Source organism: Paenibacillus pedocola (genome assembly GCF_031599675.1).
Taxonomy (GTDB): domain Bacteria; phylum Bacillota; class Bacilli; order Paenibacillales; family Paenibacillaceae; genus Paenibacillus_AQ; species Paenibacillus_AQ pedocola.
Genome location: NZ_CP134223.1, coordinates 2,510,094 through 2,525,191, shown reverse-complemented (window position 1 = coordinate 2,525,191; position 15,098 = coordinate 2,510,094). Strand labels below are relative to the sequence as shown.

The following is a 15,098-nucleotide window of genomic DNA, read 5'->3' as shown; positions in this document are numbered from 1 at the left end:
TCTCTGAAAGGAAGTGAAAGCACTTTGAAGAATTGGGAGACATGGAAGGTCAACCTCATGGTGCTTTGGTTTGGCCAATTTCTGGTAAATGCCGGCATGACAATGATTACCCCGTTCCTGTCTCTTTATCTCGCCAAGGATCTGGGTGTAACCGGTGATCATGCAATCGGGATGTGGGCAGGCCTAATTTTTGCCGCAAACTTTTTGACCTCGTTCCTATTCCAGCCGCTGTGGGGCAAGCTCGCCGACAAATACGGCCGCAAAATCATGCTTCTGCGCTCCAGCTTCGGTATGGCCATCGTCATGGTACTGATGGGCTTCGCCCAGTCGCCGATGCAGCTCCTGCTGCTGCGTCTGCTGAATGGGACGATTTCCGGCTTCAACCCGGCCTCCATCGCGCTGGTATCCGGTACAACACCTAAACCCCGTATGGGCTTTGCCATGGGGCTGATGCAGTCCGGCTCGGTGGCCGGAACAATTCTGGGACCTTTGATCGGCGGAGCGCTGGCTGACTGGATCGGCTTCCGCCCGATTTTTTATGTCGTCGGTGCGCTGCTGTTCGTTGCTTCACTGCTCGCTTTATTCCTTGTCAAAGAGAAGTTCAACCGGGTCGAAGCCGCAAAAGTACCGCAGGTATCGGTATTCGAAGGGTTTAAGGAGCTGGCCAAGGTGCCGCAGCTGCCAGCACTGTTCGGCGTGACCTTCCTGCTGCAGTTTGCGATGATCAGCCCGATGTCTCTGCTGCCGCTATACGTAGAGAAGCTGCATGGCTCAGCCGTTAATATTGCATTCTGGGCAGGGATGGTCAGCGCTGTTACCGGTATATCCAACATGCTGGCTTCTCCGCTTCTCGGCAGGCTGAGCGACAAGGTCGGCGCCCATCGTATCTTGACCTATGCGCTGATCGGCGCATCCCTGTTCCTTATTCCGCAAGCCTTTGTAACAAGCGTCTGGCAGCTGATCATCATCCGTTTCCTGATGGGAGTGTTTATGGGAGGGCTGCTGCCAAGCGTGAACGCACTCATCCGTTCCTATACTCCAGACGGTAAAGAGAGCAGGGCCTTCGGCTTCAACAGCAGCACGCTGGCTCTGGGTAATATGCTTGGGGCGGTTATCGGCGGATTCTTATCGGGTTATATCGGGATTGAAGGCCTCTTCATTATTTCCGGCGGGTTCCTGCTGATCAATACAGTCTGGGTACGCCTCAAGCTGTACAAGCCGACCCGGCACCATTGGTTCCGCTGACACCCGGAGACTCCGGCTTACTTCACCATGGCTAAAGCCAGTCCATCGTACGCAGGCAGCAGCGTGCTGGTCAGCCGCTCATCGCTGGCGATCATCTCATTGAACCGGCGCATCGCCTGTACTGCGGGCCCGTTCTTATCAGTGTTCAGGGTGCGGCCGCGCAGGAAAATATTATCCCCGGCGATAATGGCCCCCGGTGATGCCAGGCGGATTGCATACTCCAGATAATTCGGATAATTCTCTTTGTCCGCATCGATGAAAAAGAAATCAAATGTCCGGCCCTCTGCTTCGAGCCCCTTCAGGCTGTCCAGCGCAGGGCCGATTTTGTATTCTACGGATTCGCCGAAGCCTGCTTTGGCTAAGTGGCTATGTGCCAGTCGGGCGTATTCTGCCTTCAGCTCAAGGGAGGTCAGCTGGCCGCCGGAAGCAAATCCGCGGCATAAGCAGATTCCGCTGTATCCGCCAAGCGCACCAATCTCCAGAATGCGGGTGGAGCGGGACAGACGGATCAGCATCGAGAGCAGCCGCCCGTACCCCGGAGCGATGGAGACCTCAGGCATCCCGTAATCCGCAATCGCCTGTTTGACCTCAAGCAATAATTCATCCTCTGTATAAAGCATTTCACTGTATTCTTCCTGATTAGGCATATGTATTCTCCTTTGATATTGTGAAGTCCCGCGCATTCACCTATACTTAGAAGGATCGGCTAGGCCAAGCTTTACTAAGCGCATGCACAGAATAAAGGCGATGCACAGTGTCGTTGTTACTTCTCTGCTTATCTTATTGTACTGGCTAGGAGCAACCATCTACAAGCTAAACGGAGTTGAGCGCATTTGGGTAAATTACAATTGATCGCCACCGCCCCTATGGGACTGGAGGCTGTAGTAGCACGCGAATTAAACGAACTGGGTTATGAGACCACAGTCGAGAACGGACGGGTCTTGTTCAGCGGAGATTATATCGATATCTGCCGCTGCAATTTATGGCTGCGTACCTCTGACCGGGTCCTGGTCAAAATGGGCCAATTCCAGGCCAAAACCTTCGATGAGCTGTTCGAAGGCGTTAAAGCTATCAACTGGGAAGACTGGATTCCCGAAAACGGGGAGTTTCCGGTAGAAGGCCGGTCCCACAAATCCCAGCTTACCAGCGTACCTGCCTGCCAGGGGATTGTCAAGAAAGCGATTGTTGAGAAGCTGAAGCAGTCCTACCGCACCGAGTGGTTCCCGGAGAACGGCCCGCGCTATGTGGTTGAAGTGATTTTGCTGAACGATGTCGCCCTGATTACTCTGGATACCACCGGTCCGGCACTGCACAAACGCGGTTACCGCCGCCAGGCGACAGAAGCGCCGCTGAAGGAAACAATGGCTGCCGCCCTCATCCAGCTTAGCCGCTGGAACGGCCACCGCCCGCTGTACGATCCGTGCTGCGGCTCTGGAACCATTCTGATCGAAGCAGCAATGATTGCCTGGAATATCGCACCGGGACTGCGGCGTTCATTCCCGTCCGAACATTGGCCGGAGATTCCGAAGCGCCTGTGGGAAGAAGCCCGCGATGAGGCCTTCGACGCCGTACGCGACGATTATCCGCTGCAATTGACCGGTACCGATATTGATCCCGCAGCAATTGAAATTGCCGAAGCGGCTGCCAAAAGCGCTGGGCTGGCCGGAGAAATCACCTTCAAGCATCTCGCGGCTGCCAAAGCCCGCCCTGAAGGCGATTACGGCTGCATCATTACGAACCCGCCCTACGGCGAGCGGATCAGTAATGACAAGGAAGTGGAGAAGCTGACCCGCCAATTCGGCGAGATGATGCTGTATTTGCCGACTTGGTCCTTTTTTGCGATCAGCCCCTATAAGGAATTCGAGCAATACTACGGCCGCAAAGCGGACAAGCGCCGCAAGCTGTACAACGGCCGGATCGAGTGCCAATACTATCAGTATCTGGGCCCGCTCCCGCCGCGTAATCCGCAATAAACAGCATGCAAATAGCCTTAAGCCCATACAGCGCTGCTGTAAGGAGCTTAAGGCTATTTAAGTGTCTATGACGTTCTAGAACAGCAGGTTATCCGGATTCGTACCGATCCGTTCTCCGGCATCCAGCCCGCTAATAGCGCTAACTTCATCCGCTGTCAGCTCAAAATCGAAAATTTCGCTGTTCTCTTTGATCCGCGAGGCCGTAACTGACTTGGGAATGATGACGATGGAGTTCTGCAGCCCCCAGCGCAGAATAACCTGGGATACAGTCTTGCCGTGTTTCCCGGCGATGCCCTGCAGCAGCTCGTTTTCCTGCAGTCTTCCCTTCATCAGAGGCGCCCACGCTTCAATCTGGATCTGATGCTGTACACAGTAGTCATGCAGCTCCTTCTGGATAAACCGCGGGTGCAGCTCCACCTGATTGACTGCAGGAACCAGGCTGCTCTCCTTTTTCAATTCCTCCAGATGATGTATCTGGAAATTGCTGACCCCGATCGCCCGCACACGGCCTTCCTCGTACAGGCGCTCCAGGGCACGCCAAGTGTCCTTATATAGGGTCTGGCCCGGCCAATGGATCAAATACAGATCAATGACATCCAGCCCGAGCTTTTTGCAGCTGGTTTCAAAGGCCCGCAGAGTTGTATCATATCCCTGATCGGTATTCCACACTTTTGTAGTCACGAACAGGCTGTCCCGCGCCACACCGCTTGCGGCTATCGACTGGCCGACCTCTTCTTCATTGCCGTACACTGCTGCGGTGTCAATGCTGCGGTACCCCAGCTCGAGTGCGGTTGCTACCGCCTTGGCTACCTCCGCCCCTTCCGCCTTATAGGTCCCCAGACCAAACCAGGGCATATGCACACCGTTATTCAATATCGTCGTGTCTGTCAGATGCTTCATCTCATTTTCCCTCCTGCCTATGTATATACCTGTGAAACAATATGCACATTATACCATGTCCTTATAGCCAGACCCAAACCAGCTGGATGGCGGCATGCAAAAAAGCCTCCACACAAGTGCGGAGGCTGCTAAACCCGTTAATATGGTACACTGGCGAATACTGCTGCCAGGTATCTGATTTAGTCTTTGGCCACCGGCCGCTTTACAAAAGCTTCCGCCTTCGCCAGCACTTCATCCTCAGTTGGAGCACTGACATAACGTCCATTAATATAGATAAAGGCCCGTTTGCCGCAAGGTCCGCAGTAGGACTTACAGCCGACTTTGATCTCGGCGTCCGGCGCCATTTTGCGCAGCTTGGGCAGGATGGTTTTCATTCGGGTGTGATTGCATTGATCACAAATTTGTATTTCGTTAGCCATGGGGCAACCCTTCTTCTTGTCCGTTAGTCATCGGCGAATTATTAGTGGTCGCCATGATTACCTTTTGACGGATTAGTAATGACAAAGCCTTCTTCCGGGAAGTACAAGTAGTCGATCTTCACACCGTCCAGCAGCGGCTGGTTCGGATCAAGAATAACATCGATCTCTTTATCCGTAGAAATTACAACATCAGTTTCTTTGGGCGTGTCCAAATCAAGACCGTAGTGGGCATGGTCTCCGTGAGCATGTGTAATCGCTACGCGCAGCTTCAGTTCGCTGTTGCCTTCAAGCTCCATGGTTTTTTTTATCACTTTAGCCGCATTGCGGGTAATTTTGACGTTCATTCCTCATCCATCTCCCAGGCATCTATTTTAAAACCTCAATAATTTATTTTAAGGAAAGTGGCCTGTAAAAGCAACCACCCTGGGATAAATAGATCTGGAATCAAGTACAAAAAATTCTTTAAAATTTCATCTTCCGCTCTTCAGCGCCGGATATTTGCGGTCCATCCGTGACACGAACCAGCCCATCAGCAGCATGGTCACGCCAATATCATCAATCGGCATAAAAGGCATGATATCAGGCAATACCCAGTACAGCAGCACCGGAATGGTGAAGAACAGCTTGTCCGCAAGCGTTACAGAAGGCGAAATAACGTATTGCCAGGAGTTGAGTAATATATGAGACCACCGCTTCAGCGACAGCAATTTTCTTAGTTTCATAGGTATCCTCCTCTTTCCATAAGAAAAGGATACAGCCGCGAAGCAATTACAATTGTGATTGCGGCCGTACCCTTTGCTGTTATATTACGCAAATTTGCAGGATGTGTTTCATTTTTATTTAAAATTCGAAAGAATCGTTGCTAAAATCCAGCCTGTTTCCAGCGCCATATCCTCATAATCAGCCAGCGGCAGCGGATTCTTGCCAATTCCCAGCTCTACCGTAAAGCCTGGCTTACGGAACCGCTGGATGAACCAATCCTTATACCCGGCATCACTGCCGGTCAGCTCAACCGCGCGGTAGCCGCTGGCCGCCCCCAGACGGGCGGCCAGCTCTTTGCTCTCCGGCGGCTCATATCCGCGGTAGTTCCAGTAGATTTCTCCACCCTGGCTGTGCAGCGACACTGCTGCCTCCCCGGGATATTGCTCAGCCAGAGCCGCGAGCGCTGCTGCTTCCGGCTCGCTTAGCGGGGCGGGGCCGCTGTAATCGCGGGGGGCCGGACCGGTTATTCTGCGCCGGGCAACCTCTTCCTCCCAGTGAGCCGGGAACTGGTCGCCGAGATCCACGCCGCGGATGTTGGCTTTCCAGTTACGGAAGCTGTGCCTGCCGCAGTTCCATTTCATGAGCTCTTCATAATAGGGATGACCCGGCAGTACACCTTCCTGTACCAGCTCAACACCATCCGGGTTGGCCATCGGCACAGCCCATAGAGTCCAGTTCTGGTACCAGAGCGCCGGATCATGTCCGTTCCAGTCCCTCCCCTCCGCGTAAGCTGAGGCATATTGTTCTATAAAAGACATCAGGCACGGTGATGTCAGCCATTCATTGGCGTGCAGAGCGGCGTTCACATGCAGATACCGGGGGCCGCTTCCGATCCGCAGCACATGCAGCGGTTTGCCGAGCACACTGGTTCCGATGCTGTCCCGGTGAAGAAAAGGAAATTTGTCCGTAAGCTCCCTGACATCTTCCTCAACATCTGCTGGTCCGTATTCACTGTTGACAGCTACCTTGCTGCTGGACAGCGGCTGGGGGATGACCAGCACCTTACCCGGGATACATTGGCGTGCGGAGGTGACGCCGGGATTCAGAATTTCAAGCTCCTCAACGCTCACTCCGAATAAAGCGGATATGGAAGCCGCATCGTCCCCCTGCTGCACGGAGTAACGCTTGCGCGGTGCAGAGGGCAGAAAAAGAATCTGCCCCGGGTACAGGTAGGGCTGCCTCCCTGCCCACGGATTCCCTTGGATGACATGCTCCGGTGTAAGTCCATGCCTGGCGGCAATGCGGTTAACAGTGTCTCCCCTGCGGGTAATATATTGCTGCATATGTCTCATCCTCTCAAACCCTCTAGTTGCCGTCATCCCCTACAAGACTTCGGGACACAGCCTCACCTTATTGTATGCTGCCCCTACCGCCCTGCATGAACGAAAAGAGCTTGCCCGTGCCTGACCGCACGAAAAAATGTAACCGCATACAAATATTGCGATGTTGGCATTCATGAGGCCCAACAAGGGATGTAAAATCCAACGGGACTTTTCCCTTTGATCTCACCATTTTGCTCATTTACGTCAAATTCAACGGGACCTTACCTCTAAATTCCGCGTTTGTCTGACTACGCCGTACGGCGGATCCCGAGCTACTCCCCCCTTTCCTGAGGCTCTCTATTTGAACACCTCACACCACTCTCCGGGCGATTCACATTTTCAAGTAGCATACACGACTAATATATAAAAAAACCGGGAGCAACACTCCCGGTTTCTTGGACAAACCCAATGCAGGGGGTTTGTCCCTATTCATCTCACCACAGTAAATCTACAACGAGGATACCTGCCAGACGACAGGCGTGCGTTTAAGCTGCTCACCAAGCCAGTCGCGGGCGATCCGCTGGAACATTTCGGCATCTCCGCTGCAGAAAAATTGGTGAATCGGGGTCTCATCCCCCTTGGCGAGCTGGCCTTTCTGGTAGAGAATGGTGCTAATTTCCCGCGCGGTCTCATCCGCCGAGCTGATCAGCTTCACTCCCGGCCCCATTACTTTGCCTATCGGCTCTACCAGAAACGGATAATGTGTGCAGCCGAGAATCATAGTATCGATGGGTTCGTATTTGATTCCGTTGAGCGATTCAGCCACTGCGATATGGCTTTCCTCCGAGCGGAACATACCTTGCTCCACGAAAGGGACAAGCGCCGGACAAGCCTGGCTGACCACCTCGACAAACGGGGAAAGCTGCTTCAGCGCCGCTGTATAAGCCCCGCTCTTAATCGTTCCGATGGTGCCGATGACACCGACCCGGCCTGTTTTGGTAGCACTGATGGCGGCGCGGGCACCGGGATGGATGACTCCGATCACCGGTATGGACACCTTGGCGGAGATATAGTCCAGCGCTGCCGCTGTTGCGGTGTTGCAGGCAATTACAATCATTTTAGGATTAAATTGAATTAAATAGTCCACAATCTGTTCAGTGAACAATTTCACTTCTTCGGTTGAACGGGGTCCGTATGGGGCACGGGCAGTATCTCCAAAATAAATGATTTTCTCCCTAGGGAGCTGTCTCATTACTTCTTTGACTACCGTAAGTCCCCCCACACCTGAGTCTAGTATAGCTATAGCTTGCTGCACGAACACACCGCTTCCTTTAACTTGTTTTGTGTAGCTTATGTAAGGTCAAAACAAAGTGTACCTGACTTTGAGCCCCAATTGCAGATATTACTCTTTTTATGGCCCCAATTCAAGGAAGTATTGAAAAAACCGCCTCCCGCCGGAAGCGCGGAAAGCGGCTATATGCCTGCTAGAGCCTTATAAATTCAGCTTTCACTAATTACTCGGGCTGCAAAATAAATTTAGACAATACCGTCTTTGTCTGCGTCCGCTGCACCATCTTCATCCACAACAGCTTCCGCGCTGTCTGCGGCTTCACCGATACCGGCATCCGCCACATCCTGGGCATCCTCAATGGCTGCGGCAATAATTTCTGCTGTTTCGGTTTCGTCCAAGCTTACCGGAGCTTCTTCTGCGGCGATTCCGCTGACCACGGCAAGCTCCTCTTCCGTATCAGTATGGGTATACTGCTTGCTCCATTCCTTCACTTCACTCACCACAGACTCTACCGCGTCCTTGGCTTTTCCGTACAGCTCCGATCCTTTATCCCCTGCCTGGACGGCAATTTCCTGTACTTTATCAATCGCGCCATTCGTTCCGTCAACAATATCCTTGCGCAGTTCTTTTCCCGGCTTGGGTGCGAACAGCAGCGCCGTCACTGAACCCACTACGCTACCCGCCAGAATTCCCCACAGCAAGCTTTTGCTATCCTTTTTCATCATCCATCTCTCCTTTGGATTCAAAGTGCATCTGCCCGGCCATCCGGGCTATCGCCTAGTTCTGCTATATCATAAGCGAAGAGAGTTTGTCCTGTGATTACTTTAGGAAGTTTTTTCAGAAGGATTGTCCTGTCTGTTTGTTGGGTTAGGAGTGATGGCATACCGGCAGCATTGTCCGCCTTCCGCCATACATTCCGTGCGTGTTACCTTAGCCCCGAGCAGCTCCTCAAAAAGACTCTGTTCGCATTGGCAGGCTTTGCGGTATTGGGTAGCAACCTGGCGGATGGGACAATTATATTCCCGCATCACATATGAGCCGTCTTCCCCCTTGCTCCATTCCGCCATATACCCCCCGGAGTTCTGGATCGAGGATAGCTCGGCTACCCGCTCCTCCAAATTACGGTTCTCCATCATCGGGGTATATTGGGCAAGCATCCGCCTCCGCCGGCCTTCAAACAACACATTCACAGCCTCCACCCCGTTGTTATGATCGAGCTCCCGCAGCAGCTCCAGGGCCAGATTATGATACGTTTTGGGAAAATGCTCTTCTGCCCGCTCGGTCAGCGAATATACATGCAAGGGCCTGCCCATCGCCTGGCGTACTACCTTGGTCTTGGCCAGCGATTCCTGCTCCAGCTGCAGCACATGTCGCCTTACGCCCATCTCGGTAATCCCGAGCTCTTCCGCCAGCGCGCCGATGGTCAGCGGCCCTTTCATTTTGAGCAGCGTCATTATATTGCGTCTTGTCGATCCGCTCTCCTGACCCTTCTTCATGTTCTGGAACCTCCTCTCCTTACGGCTGTCGTCCGTGTAATGCCCTTCGGTCTGCTGGTCACCCTCTATTCAAACCGGCAGCTCCGCTCCCAGCTCCTGATCCAGATACCGGTGCACCTCTGCGGCAAAACGCTCCAGAACGCCTGGAAGCACATTCGTCAACGGATGCAGCGCGCTGCGATCCCAGGAATAATAATCCTGCACGAGCGGCTTACGGAGCGCTACCAGGCTAATGAGCACATCGTAGATCCCGCTGTCTCCAAGCACCTTCTCCTCATGAATAATCGAGATGATATCTTCATAGCTACCGGCATCACGCATAATGAACCCGTCGATAAGACAGCTCCCAACGTCGGTAACGACCTCTATCGCCAAATGCAGGCAGCGTTCCTGCACCAGACCCATGACAATACTTCCATCCCAGGAATCCGCAGCGCCCCGCAGACCGGTCCCGATATCGGGAATCTGTCCCAGTATATTTTCAATTTGCTTCCGGTTAACATAGTACACAGCTGACCCTCCAAGTCTGGTGGTAAAAATGAACTACAACGATTAAGAATTTATTTGCCGCGCTTACCGCGGCGTTTCAGCCAGAACAGCATGGTGAAGCAGGCGGCCAGAAAAACGATCAGGTAGGTTAACGCTTCCATCGGATACTCAAGCTCACGCATTTACATCACCGCTTCCGGAATAGAATGGGAACTCCTGCCGCTCCCGGCAGCCTTAAATTTCGTAGTCTACGGCGTAGGACACTTCCTTGACTTCGTTGATGTGCGCTATTACTTCCTTATGGGCGGGGTGCACCTGATATGCCTGCAAATCCTCCAGTGATGCAACTACAGTAACCAGTGCAATGTCAAAAGAACGCTCCGAACGAACGACATCGGTTCCAACCTCAATGGAAATCAGCTGGGGGATCTTCCCTTCCATATTCTGCAGAACTGCTACTGTAGCAGCGATACTTTCCGGTGACCGGTCTTTTAATTTGAAAAATACGATATGCTTAATCATCTATTTCGCTCCCTGCCCTGGATTTGTAATTTGTTTAGTAAAAATATATCATAACGGCAAGACTTCTGAAAGAAACTTAAACCTCATGTCAGCAATTACAGCATTAACCATTGCAGCGTACCCGAAAGTATTGTAGTATAACGTTAAAAATTCGGAGGAAGTATGCCTAAGAATCAACAAGAATCTCATAAAATCCAGGCCTGGTCTCTGATCAACCGCAAATATCTTGGACAAGGCGTACGGGTCAAACGGTTCAGAAGGCCCAAACGCAGCCAGATCCGCAACCGCGTTCTGCTTGCTATCCTGATGGCCAAGGACATTAAATTATCCAAGCTTGCGGAAGAGCTCGCCGTATCCTCGCGCAGTGTGAGCGCCTGGGTGTACGAAGGACGCATCCCTTCCAGGAACAATCTGGAGAAGGTCTGCCGCCTGCTAGGCTATCCGTCCCATATCTTGTTCAATGAAGCTCTCCTGCGGCAAAGTCCAATTGTATGCCAGCCTACACCTTCACGTTTTATGAAAAGAACACTTGCCCACTCACCTCAGAACAATGTGATTTTGACAGGGCTATGCATGGTGTATGATTTCTCTGTAACCGATGTCAGCGTCTGGATCGGTGTACATCCCGGCACATTCCGCAAATGGCTGCATCAATGCCATCTTCCAACCTTGGCCCTGCAGGAAAAAGCTGAAAGCTTCTTCCGTATTCCGCGGAATATTCTGTTCGCTGACTGCGATTTGAGATAGGCGGGCACGAAGTCTTACATGAACAATCCCCAACAACCTGGTTCCAACTATACTTAAGGCCCTTCTTTATATAAAAGAAGGGCCTATTGACGTCTGATGAGCTTCAGTTTATTTTACGCGCAACAATAGATCTCAGTATGTATTCGTGGATTCCTCCCTGTTCACTCTGCAGCTTCTCAGGGAATGATCCGGTCTGAAGAATCTCTGTCCCGGAGAAATGACTTCTTAAATCGGCTTCACTGAAAAAGTGGGCATATTTCCCTGGCTTGTATTCATAAGTCCCCGGTTCAAGCCGTCTGCCGCAGCCGTTAGTACAGTCTTCATCGGAGAAACTTGTGAAATAAAGCAGCCCTCCGGTACGCAGCTGGGCAAGACTTGCAGCAATCAGCTGCTTCCGCTCCTCTTCCAGAAACAAATGAAGCACATCGTAGCAGTAGACGGCATCAACCTGGGTATTCAGCTGCGGTTCCAGCGCAGAACCGGCGATGAAGATAGTGTCCGGGTCCCATGCTGCAGCAAGCTCCAGGGCCTCGGTGCTTAATTCGATCCCGTAGGTAGTAAATGCGGCTGAGAATACCTTGCTGTTGCGTCCATAGCCCGCACCGGGAACCAGGACAGAGCTCAGCCCTGCTTCCTGAAACTTCTCTTTGGCCCACTCCGCTGAGGGGCTGGGCTCCCTCCCCCAAATCATGCCTTCACGGGCAAACCGCCCGCTCCAGTATTCCGGCATTGCTCTTCCCCCTTTTGCAGAGTTTGTACACCGTGTGCTGCGTTGTTGTTTATCTTAATTGACCGGAGTAATTCATGCAAAGCTTAAACGCACAGCAAAGAACGGCCGGTCCGGTATTCCGGGACATTGGCCGTTCTTGTTAATTCATATGAAAGGAACCATACATTCAGCTACCAGCTTGATTTGGTGACGCCGGGAATGTGCCCTTTCAGCGCCAAGTCCCGGAAGACGATCCGCGAAACCTTATATTTGCTTAGATAGCCTCGGGGTCTGCCGGAGACTACGCATCTGTTCTTTTGCCGGGTGGCCGAGGAATCGCGCGGCAGCTTCTGCAGTGCCGCATAATCCCCCTTCGCCTTCAGTTCTCTTCGTTTATCCGCGTATTTGGCGACCAGTTCCTTTCGCTTAAGCTCCTTCACTACTTTGGATTTCTTTGCCATGATGGGCATCCGCCTTTCCTAGTTCAAATAGTAAATTGCCTATTCATTCAACGCTGCCTTCAGTGCTTCAAGATTCTGGCGCATAATCGCCACATAGTCCAGTTTATTGCTGCGGTCCTCATCGGTTAAGCCTTCAATCGGATTCAGCACAGCCGCTTTGGCTCCAATTTCCTGGGCGATCGTATCGGCAACACTGGAGGAGACGAGGGTTTCAAAAAAGATCGTCTTTACGTCATGCGCCTTCGCAAACTCAACGATCTCAGCCATTTGGGCGGCGGAAGGCTCCTGTTCCGGCGACAGGCCGGCAATTGGCACTTGCGTTAAGCCATACTCCTTAGCAAGATACCCGAAAGCGGCATGCTGGGTAATGAAATCCGTTCGCTTCGTACCCGCCAGTCCGTCTTTGAAGTCCTGATCAAGCTGTTCCAGCTTAGCGACATAGCTGTCTGCATTCGTATGGAATGCAGCGGCGTTCTCAGGAGAAGCAGCAGACAACGCAGCTTCAATGGTACGGACCTCTTTGATTGCCAGGGCAGGAGCCAGCCAGACATGGGGATCAAGTCCTCCATGGTGGTGATCATGGCCTGGTTCTTCTTCGGCATGAGCTTCATCCGCATGTTCATGATCTTCGTCGGCATGATCATGGTCATCCGCTTCTCCTTCGGCATGAGCCTCTTCCTCCCCAGTGCCCTCCATAATCTCCAGCCCTTTGCTGGCTTCCACGGTGATCAGTTTGCTGCCGGAGGCACTGTCCAGCACCTGCTCAGCCCAGGCCTCCATGCCCGCTCCATTGTAGACGAGCACATCGGCATCGTTAATTGCCGCCATGTCCCGGGCGGTCGGCTCCCAGTCATGCGGCTCGATTCCGGCAGGCACCAGCGTCTCTACATCGGCTAGATCACCAACGATGTTCTTGGTGAATTCGTACAGCGGATAGAAGCTGACTTTAATATTCAGCTTATCCGGCGCAGGAGAGCTGGTCTCTACAATAGGTGGGCTAGGGTTAGGGTTAACATTAGCACCTGTGCTGCCGGCATTATTTGCAGAGTTGCTGTTGCTGCCGCAGCCGGCGGCAATCAGCAGTGCAGACAGGGACAAAGCAGCAAGATGACGGATTCGAAAAGTAAACATGAGGGATAACAGCTCCTTTTTCTTCAATGATATCTATGGTTTGGAATGAATTTCGGGTTGCTTCAAAGGTCTTCTATATTTGCTGCGTCGCTGCTTCAGCCTGAGCAGCTTCTGAACCCCGATTGCTGTCAGCAGGAATATAAGCAGAATAAGGGCAATCGTGCCTCCCGGAGGCGTATTGATATAATAGGATGCGGTCAGACCGCTGAAAACTCCAAGCAGCCCTGTGGACACAGCAATTAGTATTGCGGTGGTGAAACCGGAAGCGATCCGTAGGGCGATCGATGCCGGGAGCACAATCAGCGCGGATACCAGCAGCACACCGACTACCGGCATAGCAGCGGCAACAGTCATTCCCGTAAGCACAGCAAACGAAAAGGACAGCAGCCCTGTATGCACACCGCTTATGCTGGCGGTTTCTTCGTCAAAGGTCAGACTGTACAGCGGCCTGCGTAAAACGATGAAATAGAGCAATCCGGCGGCTGCGACAACCGCGATAAGCTTTAGCTGTATATCACTGACGGCGACGATAGAGCCAAACAGATAGGAGCTGAAGCTCTTGCTCAGATTCTGCTTCAGGCTCATCAGTACAACCGCTAGCGCCAGCCCCGAAGTCATGATGATTGCTACCGGAAGCTCGCTGTATGTACGGTAAGAACGGCGCAGCTGCTCGATGACGATCCCGCCGGTGACGGCAACCGCAAAGCCGCTGAGTGCCGGATTCAGCTGCAGCACCGTGCCCAGTGCTACCCCGGCAAGCGATACATGCGACAGCGTATCAGCCATCAGCACCTGGCGGCGCAGCATCAGATATACGCCAAGCAGCGGACCGATTATACCAATCAGGCCCCCGGCCCAAAATGCGCGCTGCATGAATTCGTAACTAAACATGTCCAGCCCTCCTGCTCCTTCCGCTCCAGGCTGATGATGCTATCCAGATAGGGGCTTGTTTCTTCCAGGCCATGAGTGACCATAATTACCGTCCGGCCATGCGCATTTACATAATGACGCATGAGTCCATAGAAGCCGGTACGGCTCTCCAGATCCATACCCGTTGCCGGTTCGTCCAGCACCAGCACCTGCGGCTGCTGGGCAAGCGCCCGGGCGATGCAGATCCGCTGCTTCTGCCCGCCGGATAATTCGCCGATTCTGCGGTCGCGGTAATTCCACATATCAACCTGCCGCAGGCAGCTCTCCACAAGCGCCTCCTGCTCCTGCGTGAAGCGCCGGAACAGCCCCAGCCGGCCGTAGCAGCCGGAACGGACCAGCTCAATCACCTTGCTGGGAAATCCGGCATTGAAGGATGCGACCTGCTGCGGAACGTAGCCGATCTCAAGCCTGCCATCCGCAGCCAGCTCATTGTTTAAGGTAACCATTCCGCTCCACGGACGGAGCAGTCCCAGCATCAGCTTTAGCAGTGTAGTCTTCGCTGCCCCGTTCGGGCCGGTAATCCCGATAAACTGTCCTGCTGTAATATCTAGTGACAGACCGTCGATGACAGGCTCCTCTCCGTAACCGAATACTACATCCCGCATTGATGACAAAATCATGGAGTTGCCTCCCTTTCACACATTGAATTACTGCTCCTACATATTGCTTTACTTACAGTAACTTAATCGTAATGTTTACGTATTAACTTCAACGATATTATCGTAATAATTACGATTTGTAAACCCAAAATCATAATTTAA

General features: G+C 52.6%; 19 protein-coding genes. 3 read left to right on the top strand and 16 right to left on the bottom strand.

Annotation, left to right across the window (positions count from 1 at the left end; genetic code table 11):
* Nucleotides 1–24: 24 nt before the first annotated feature.
* A complete protein-coding gene (locus QU597_RS10660; RefSeq protein ID WP_310832616.1) occupies nucleotides 25–1,245 on the top strand; it encodes an MFS transporter in 1,221 nt (406 codons plus the stop codon).
* Nucleotides 1,246–1,262: 17 nt separating this feature from the next.
* Here QU597_RS10660 and QU597_RS10655 read toward each other — a convergent pair whose 3' ends face one another.
* Nucleotides 1,263–1,892, bottom strand: coding sequence for an O-methyltransferase (locus tag QU597_RS10655; protein WP_310832615.1), 630 nt, complete (start codon nucleotides 1,890–1,892; stop codon nucleotides 1,263–1,265).
* Between the two features lie 186 nt (nucleotides 1,893–2,078).
* On the opposite strand from QU597_RS10655, the gene QU597_RS10650 reads away from it, so the two are divergent.
* Nucleotides 2,079–3,218, top strand: coding sequence for a THUMP domain-containing class I SAM-dependent RNA methyltransferase (locus QU597_RS10650; protein WP_310832614.1), 1,140 nt, complete (start codon nucleotides 2,079–2,081; stop codon nucleotides 3,216–3,218).
* A 75-nt stretch (nucleotides 3,219–3,293) separates the two neighbouring features.
* On the opposite strand, the gene QU597_RS10645 is transcribed toward QU597_RS10650, so the two are convergent.
* From QU597_RS10645 to QU597_RS10600, 10 genes are all read right to left on the bottom strand, one after another.
* Nucleotides 3,294–4,118, bottom strand: coding sequence for an aldo/keto reductase (locus tag QU597_RS10645; RefSeq protein ID WP_310832613.1), 825 nt, complete (start codon nucleotides 4,116–4,118; stop codon nucleotides 3,294–3,296).
* 179 nt (nucleotides 4,119–4,297) lie between these two features.
* Nucleotides 4,298–4,537 carry a YuzB family protein gene (locus QU597_RS10640; RefSeq protein ID WP_206104237.1) on the bottom strand — a complete coding sequence of 80 codons (240 nt, stop codon included), beginning with the start codon at nucleotides 4,535–4,537 and terminating at the stop codon, nucleotides 4,298–4,300.
* Between the two features lie 41 nt (nucleotides 4,538–4,578).
* A complete protein-coding gene (locus QU597_RS10635) occupies nucleotides 4,579–4,881 on the bottom strand; it encodes a HesB/IscA family protein (RefSeq protein WP_310832612.1) in 303 nt (100 codons plus the stop codon).
* Between the two features lie 126 nt (nucleotides 4,882–5,007).
* On the bottom strand, nucleotides 5,008–5,259 hold the full coding sequence (locus QU597_RS10630) for a hypothetical protein (RefSeq protein WP_310832611.1): 252 nt from the start codon (nucleotides 5,257–5,259) through the stop codon (nucleotides 5,008–5,010).
* Nucleotides 5,260–5,373: 114 nt separating this feature from the next.
* A complete protein-coding gene (locus tag QU597_RS10625; RefSeq protein WP_310832610.1) occupies nucleotides 5,374–6,582 on the bottom strand; it encodes a M14 family zinc carboxypeptidase in 1,209 nt (402 codons plus the stop codon).
* Between the two features lie 487 nt (nucleotides 6,583–7,069).
* On the bottom strand, nucleotides 7,070–7,876 hold the full coding sequence (racE, locus tag QU597_RS10620) for a glutamate racemase (RefSeq protein WP_279306713.1): 807 nt from the start codon (nucleotides 7,874–7,876) through the stop codon (nucleotides 7,070–7,072).
* Between the two features lie 221 nt (nucleotides 7,877–8,097).
* Nucleotides 8,098–8,577 carry a YtxH domain-containing protein gene (locus QU597_RS10615; protein ID WP_310832609.1) on the bottom strand — a complete coding sequence of 160 codons (480 nt, stop codon included), beginning with the start codon at nucleotides 8,575–8,577 and terminating at the stop codon, nucleotides 8,098–8,100.
* A gap of 99 nt (nucleotides 8,578–8,676) precedes the next feature.
* Nucleotides 8,677–9,348, bottom strand: a complete 672-nt coding sequence (locus QU597_RS10610; protein WP_310832608.1) for a helix-turn-helix transcriptional regulator — start codon at nucleotides 9,346–9,348, stop codon at nucleotides 8,677–8,679.
* A 69-nt stretch (nucleotides 9,349–9,417) separates the two neighbouring features.
* Nucleotides 9,418–9,858, bottom strand: a complete 441-nt coding sequence (locus QU597_RS10605; RefSeq protein ID WP_310832607.1) for a DUF86 domain-containing protein — start codon at nucleotides 9,856–9,858, stop codon at nucleotides 9,418–9,420.
* A 213-nt stretch (nucleotides 9,859–10,071) separates the two neighbouring features.
* On the bottom strand, nucleotides 10,072–10,359 hold the full coding sequence (locus QU597_RS10600; protein ID WP_310832606.1) for a Dabb family protein: 288 nt from the start codon (nucleotides 10,357–10,359) through the stop codon (nucleotides 10,072–10,074).
* A gap of 162 nt (nucleotides 10,360–10,521) precedes the next feature.
* Here QU597_RS10600 and QU597_RS10595 point away from each other — a divergent pair, with 162 nt between their 5' ends.
* Entirely contained in the window at nucleotides 10,522–11,106 is a 585-nt protein-coding gene (locus QU597_RS10595; RefSeq protein ID WP_054939993.1) for a helix-turn-helix domain-containing protein, read from the top strand.
* 103 nt (nucleotides 11,107–11,209) lie between these two features.
* Here QU597_RS10595 and QU597_RS10590 read toward each other — a convergent pair whose 3' ends face one another.
* The 5 genes from QU597_RS10590 to QU597_RS10570 form a co-directional block, all read right to left on the bottom strand.
* The gene (locus QU597_RS10590; RefSeq protein ID WP_310832605.1) at nucleotides 11,210–11,836 is read right to left on the bottom strand and encodes a class I SAM-dependent methyltransferase; all 627 of its coding nucleotides are present in this window, start codon (nucleotides 11,834–11,836) and stop codon (nucleotides 11,210–11,212) included.
* Nucleotides 11,837–12,006: 170 nt separating this feature from the next.
* Nucleotides 12,007–12,276, bottom strand: coding sequence for a 30S ribosomal protein S14 (gene rpsN, locus QU597_RS10585; protein ID WP_310832604.1), 270 nt, complete (start codon nucleotides 12,274–12,276; stop codon nucleotides 12,007–12,009).
* Nucleotides 12,277–12,315: 39 nt separating this feature from the next.
* Complete coding sequence (locus QU597_RS10580; protein WP_310832603.1) at nucleotides 12,316–13,407, bottom strand: metal ABC transporter substrate-binding protein; 1,092 nt, start codon at nucleotides 13,405–13,407, stop codon at nucleotides 12,316–12,318.
* Nucleotides 13,408–13,440: 33 nt separating this feature from the next.
* Entirely contained in the window at nucleotides 13,441–14,304 is an 864-nt protein-coding gene (locus QU597_RS10575; protein ID WP_310833274.1) for a metal ABC transporter permease, read from the bottom strand.
* A complete protein-coding gene (locus QU597_RS10570) occupies nucleotides 14,250–14,957 on the bottom strand; it encodes a metal ABC transporter ATP-binding protein (RefSeq protein WP_310832602.1) in 708 nt (235 codons plus the stop codon). The genes QU597_RS10575 and QU597_RS10570 overlap by 55 nt, the downstream gene beginning before the upstream one ends.
* Nucleotides 14,958–15,098 lie beyond the last annotated feature (141 nt).

Bases quoted from the DNA above. Each gene is read 5' to 3' on its own strand.
- QU597_RS10640 (WP_206104237.1), bottom strand. From the start codon at position 4,537: ATGGCTAACGAAATACAAATTTGTGATCAATGCAATCACACCCGAATG.
- QU597_RS10655 (WP_310832615.1), bottom strand. From the start codon at position 1,892: ATGCCTAATCAGGAAGAATACAGTGAAATGCTTTATACAGAGGATGAA.
- QU597_RS10635 (WP_310832612.1), bottom strand. From the start codon at position 4,881: ATGAACGTCAAAATTACCCGCAATGCGGCTAAAGTGATAAAAAAAACC.
- rpsN (WP_310832604.1), bottom strand. From the start codon at position 12,276: ATGGCAAAGAAATCCAAAGTAGTGAAGGAGCTTAAGCGAAAGGAACTG.
- QU597_RS10570 (WP_310832602.1), bottom strand. From the start codon at position 14,957: ATGATTTTGTCATCAATGCGGGATGTAGTATTCGGTTACGGAGAGGAG.
- QU597_RS10600 (WP_310832606.1), bottom strand. From the start codon at position 10,359: ATGATTAAGCATATCGTATTTTTCAAATTAAAAGACCGGTCACCGGAA.
- QU597_RS10580 (WP_310832603.1), bottom strand. From the start codon at position 13,407: ATGTTTACTTTTCGAATCCGTCATCTTGCTGCTTTGTCCCTGTCTGCA.
- QU597_RS10615 (WP_310832609.1), bottom strand. From the start codon at position 8,577: ATGATGAAAAAGGATAGCAAAAGCTTGCTGTGGGGAATTCTGGCGGGT.
- QU597_RS10595 (WP_054939993.1), top strand. From the start codon at position 10,522: ATGCCTAAGAATCAACAAGAATCTCATAAAATCCAGGCCTGGTCTCTG.
- QU597_RS10630 (WP_310832611.1), bottom strand. From the start codon at position 5,259: ATGAAACTAAGAAAATTGCTGTCGCTGAAGCGGTGGTCTCATATATTA.
- QU597_RS10645 (WP_310832613.1), bottom strand. From the start codon at position 4,118: ATGAAGCATCTGACAGACACGACGATATTGAATAACGGTGTGCATATG.
- QU597_RS10590 (WP_310832605.1), bottom strand. From the start codon at position 11,836: ATGCCGGAATACTGGAGCGGGCGGTTTGCCCGTGAAGGCATGATTTGG.
- QU597_RS10625 (WP_310832610.1), bottom strand. From the start codon at position 6,582: ATGCAGCAATATATTACCCGCAGGGGAGACACTGTTAACCGCATTGCC.
- QU597_RS10610 (WP_310832608.1), bottom strand. From the start codon at position 9,348: ATGAAGAAGGGTCAGGAGAGCGGATCGACAAGACGCAATATAATGACG.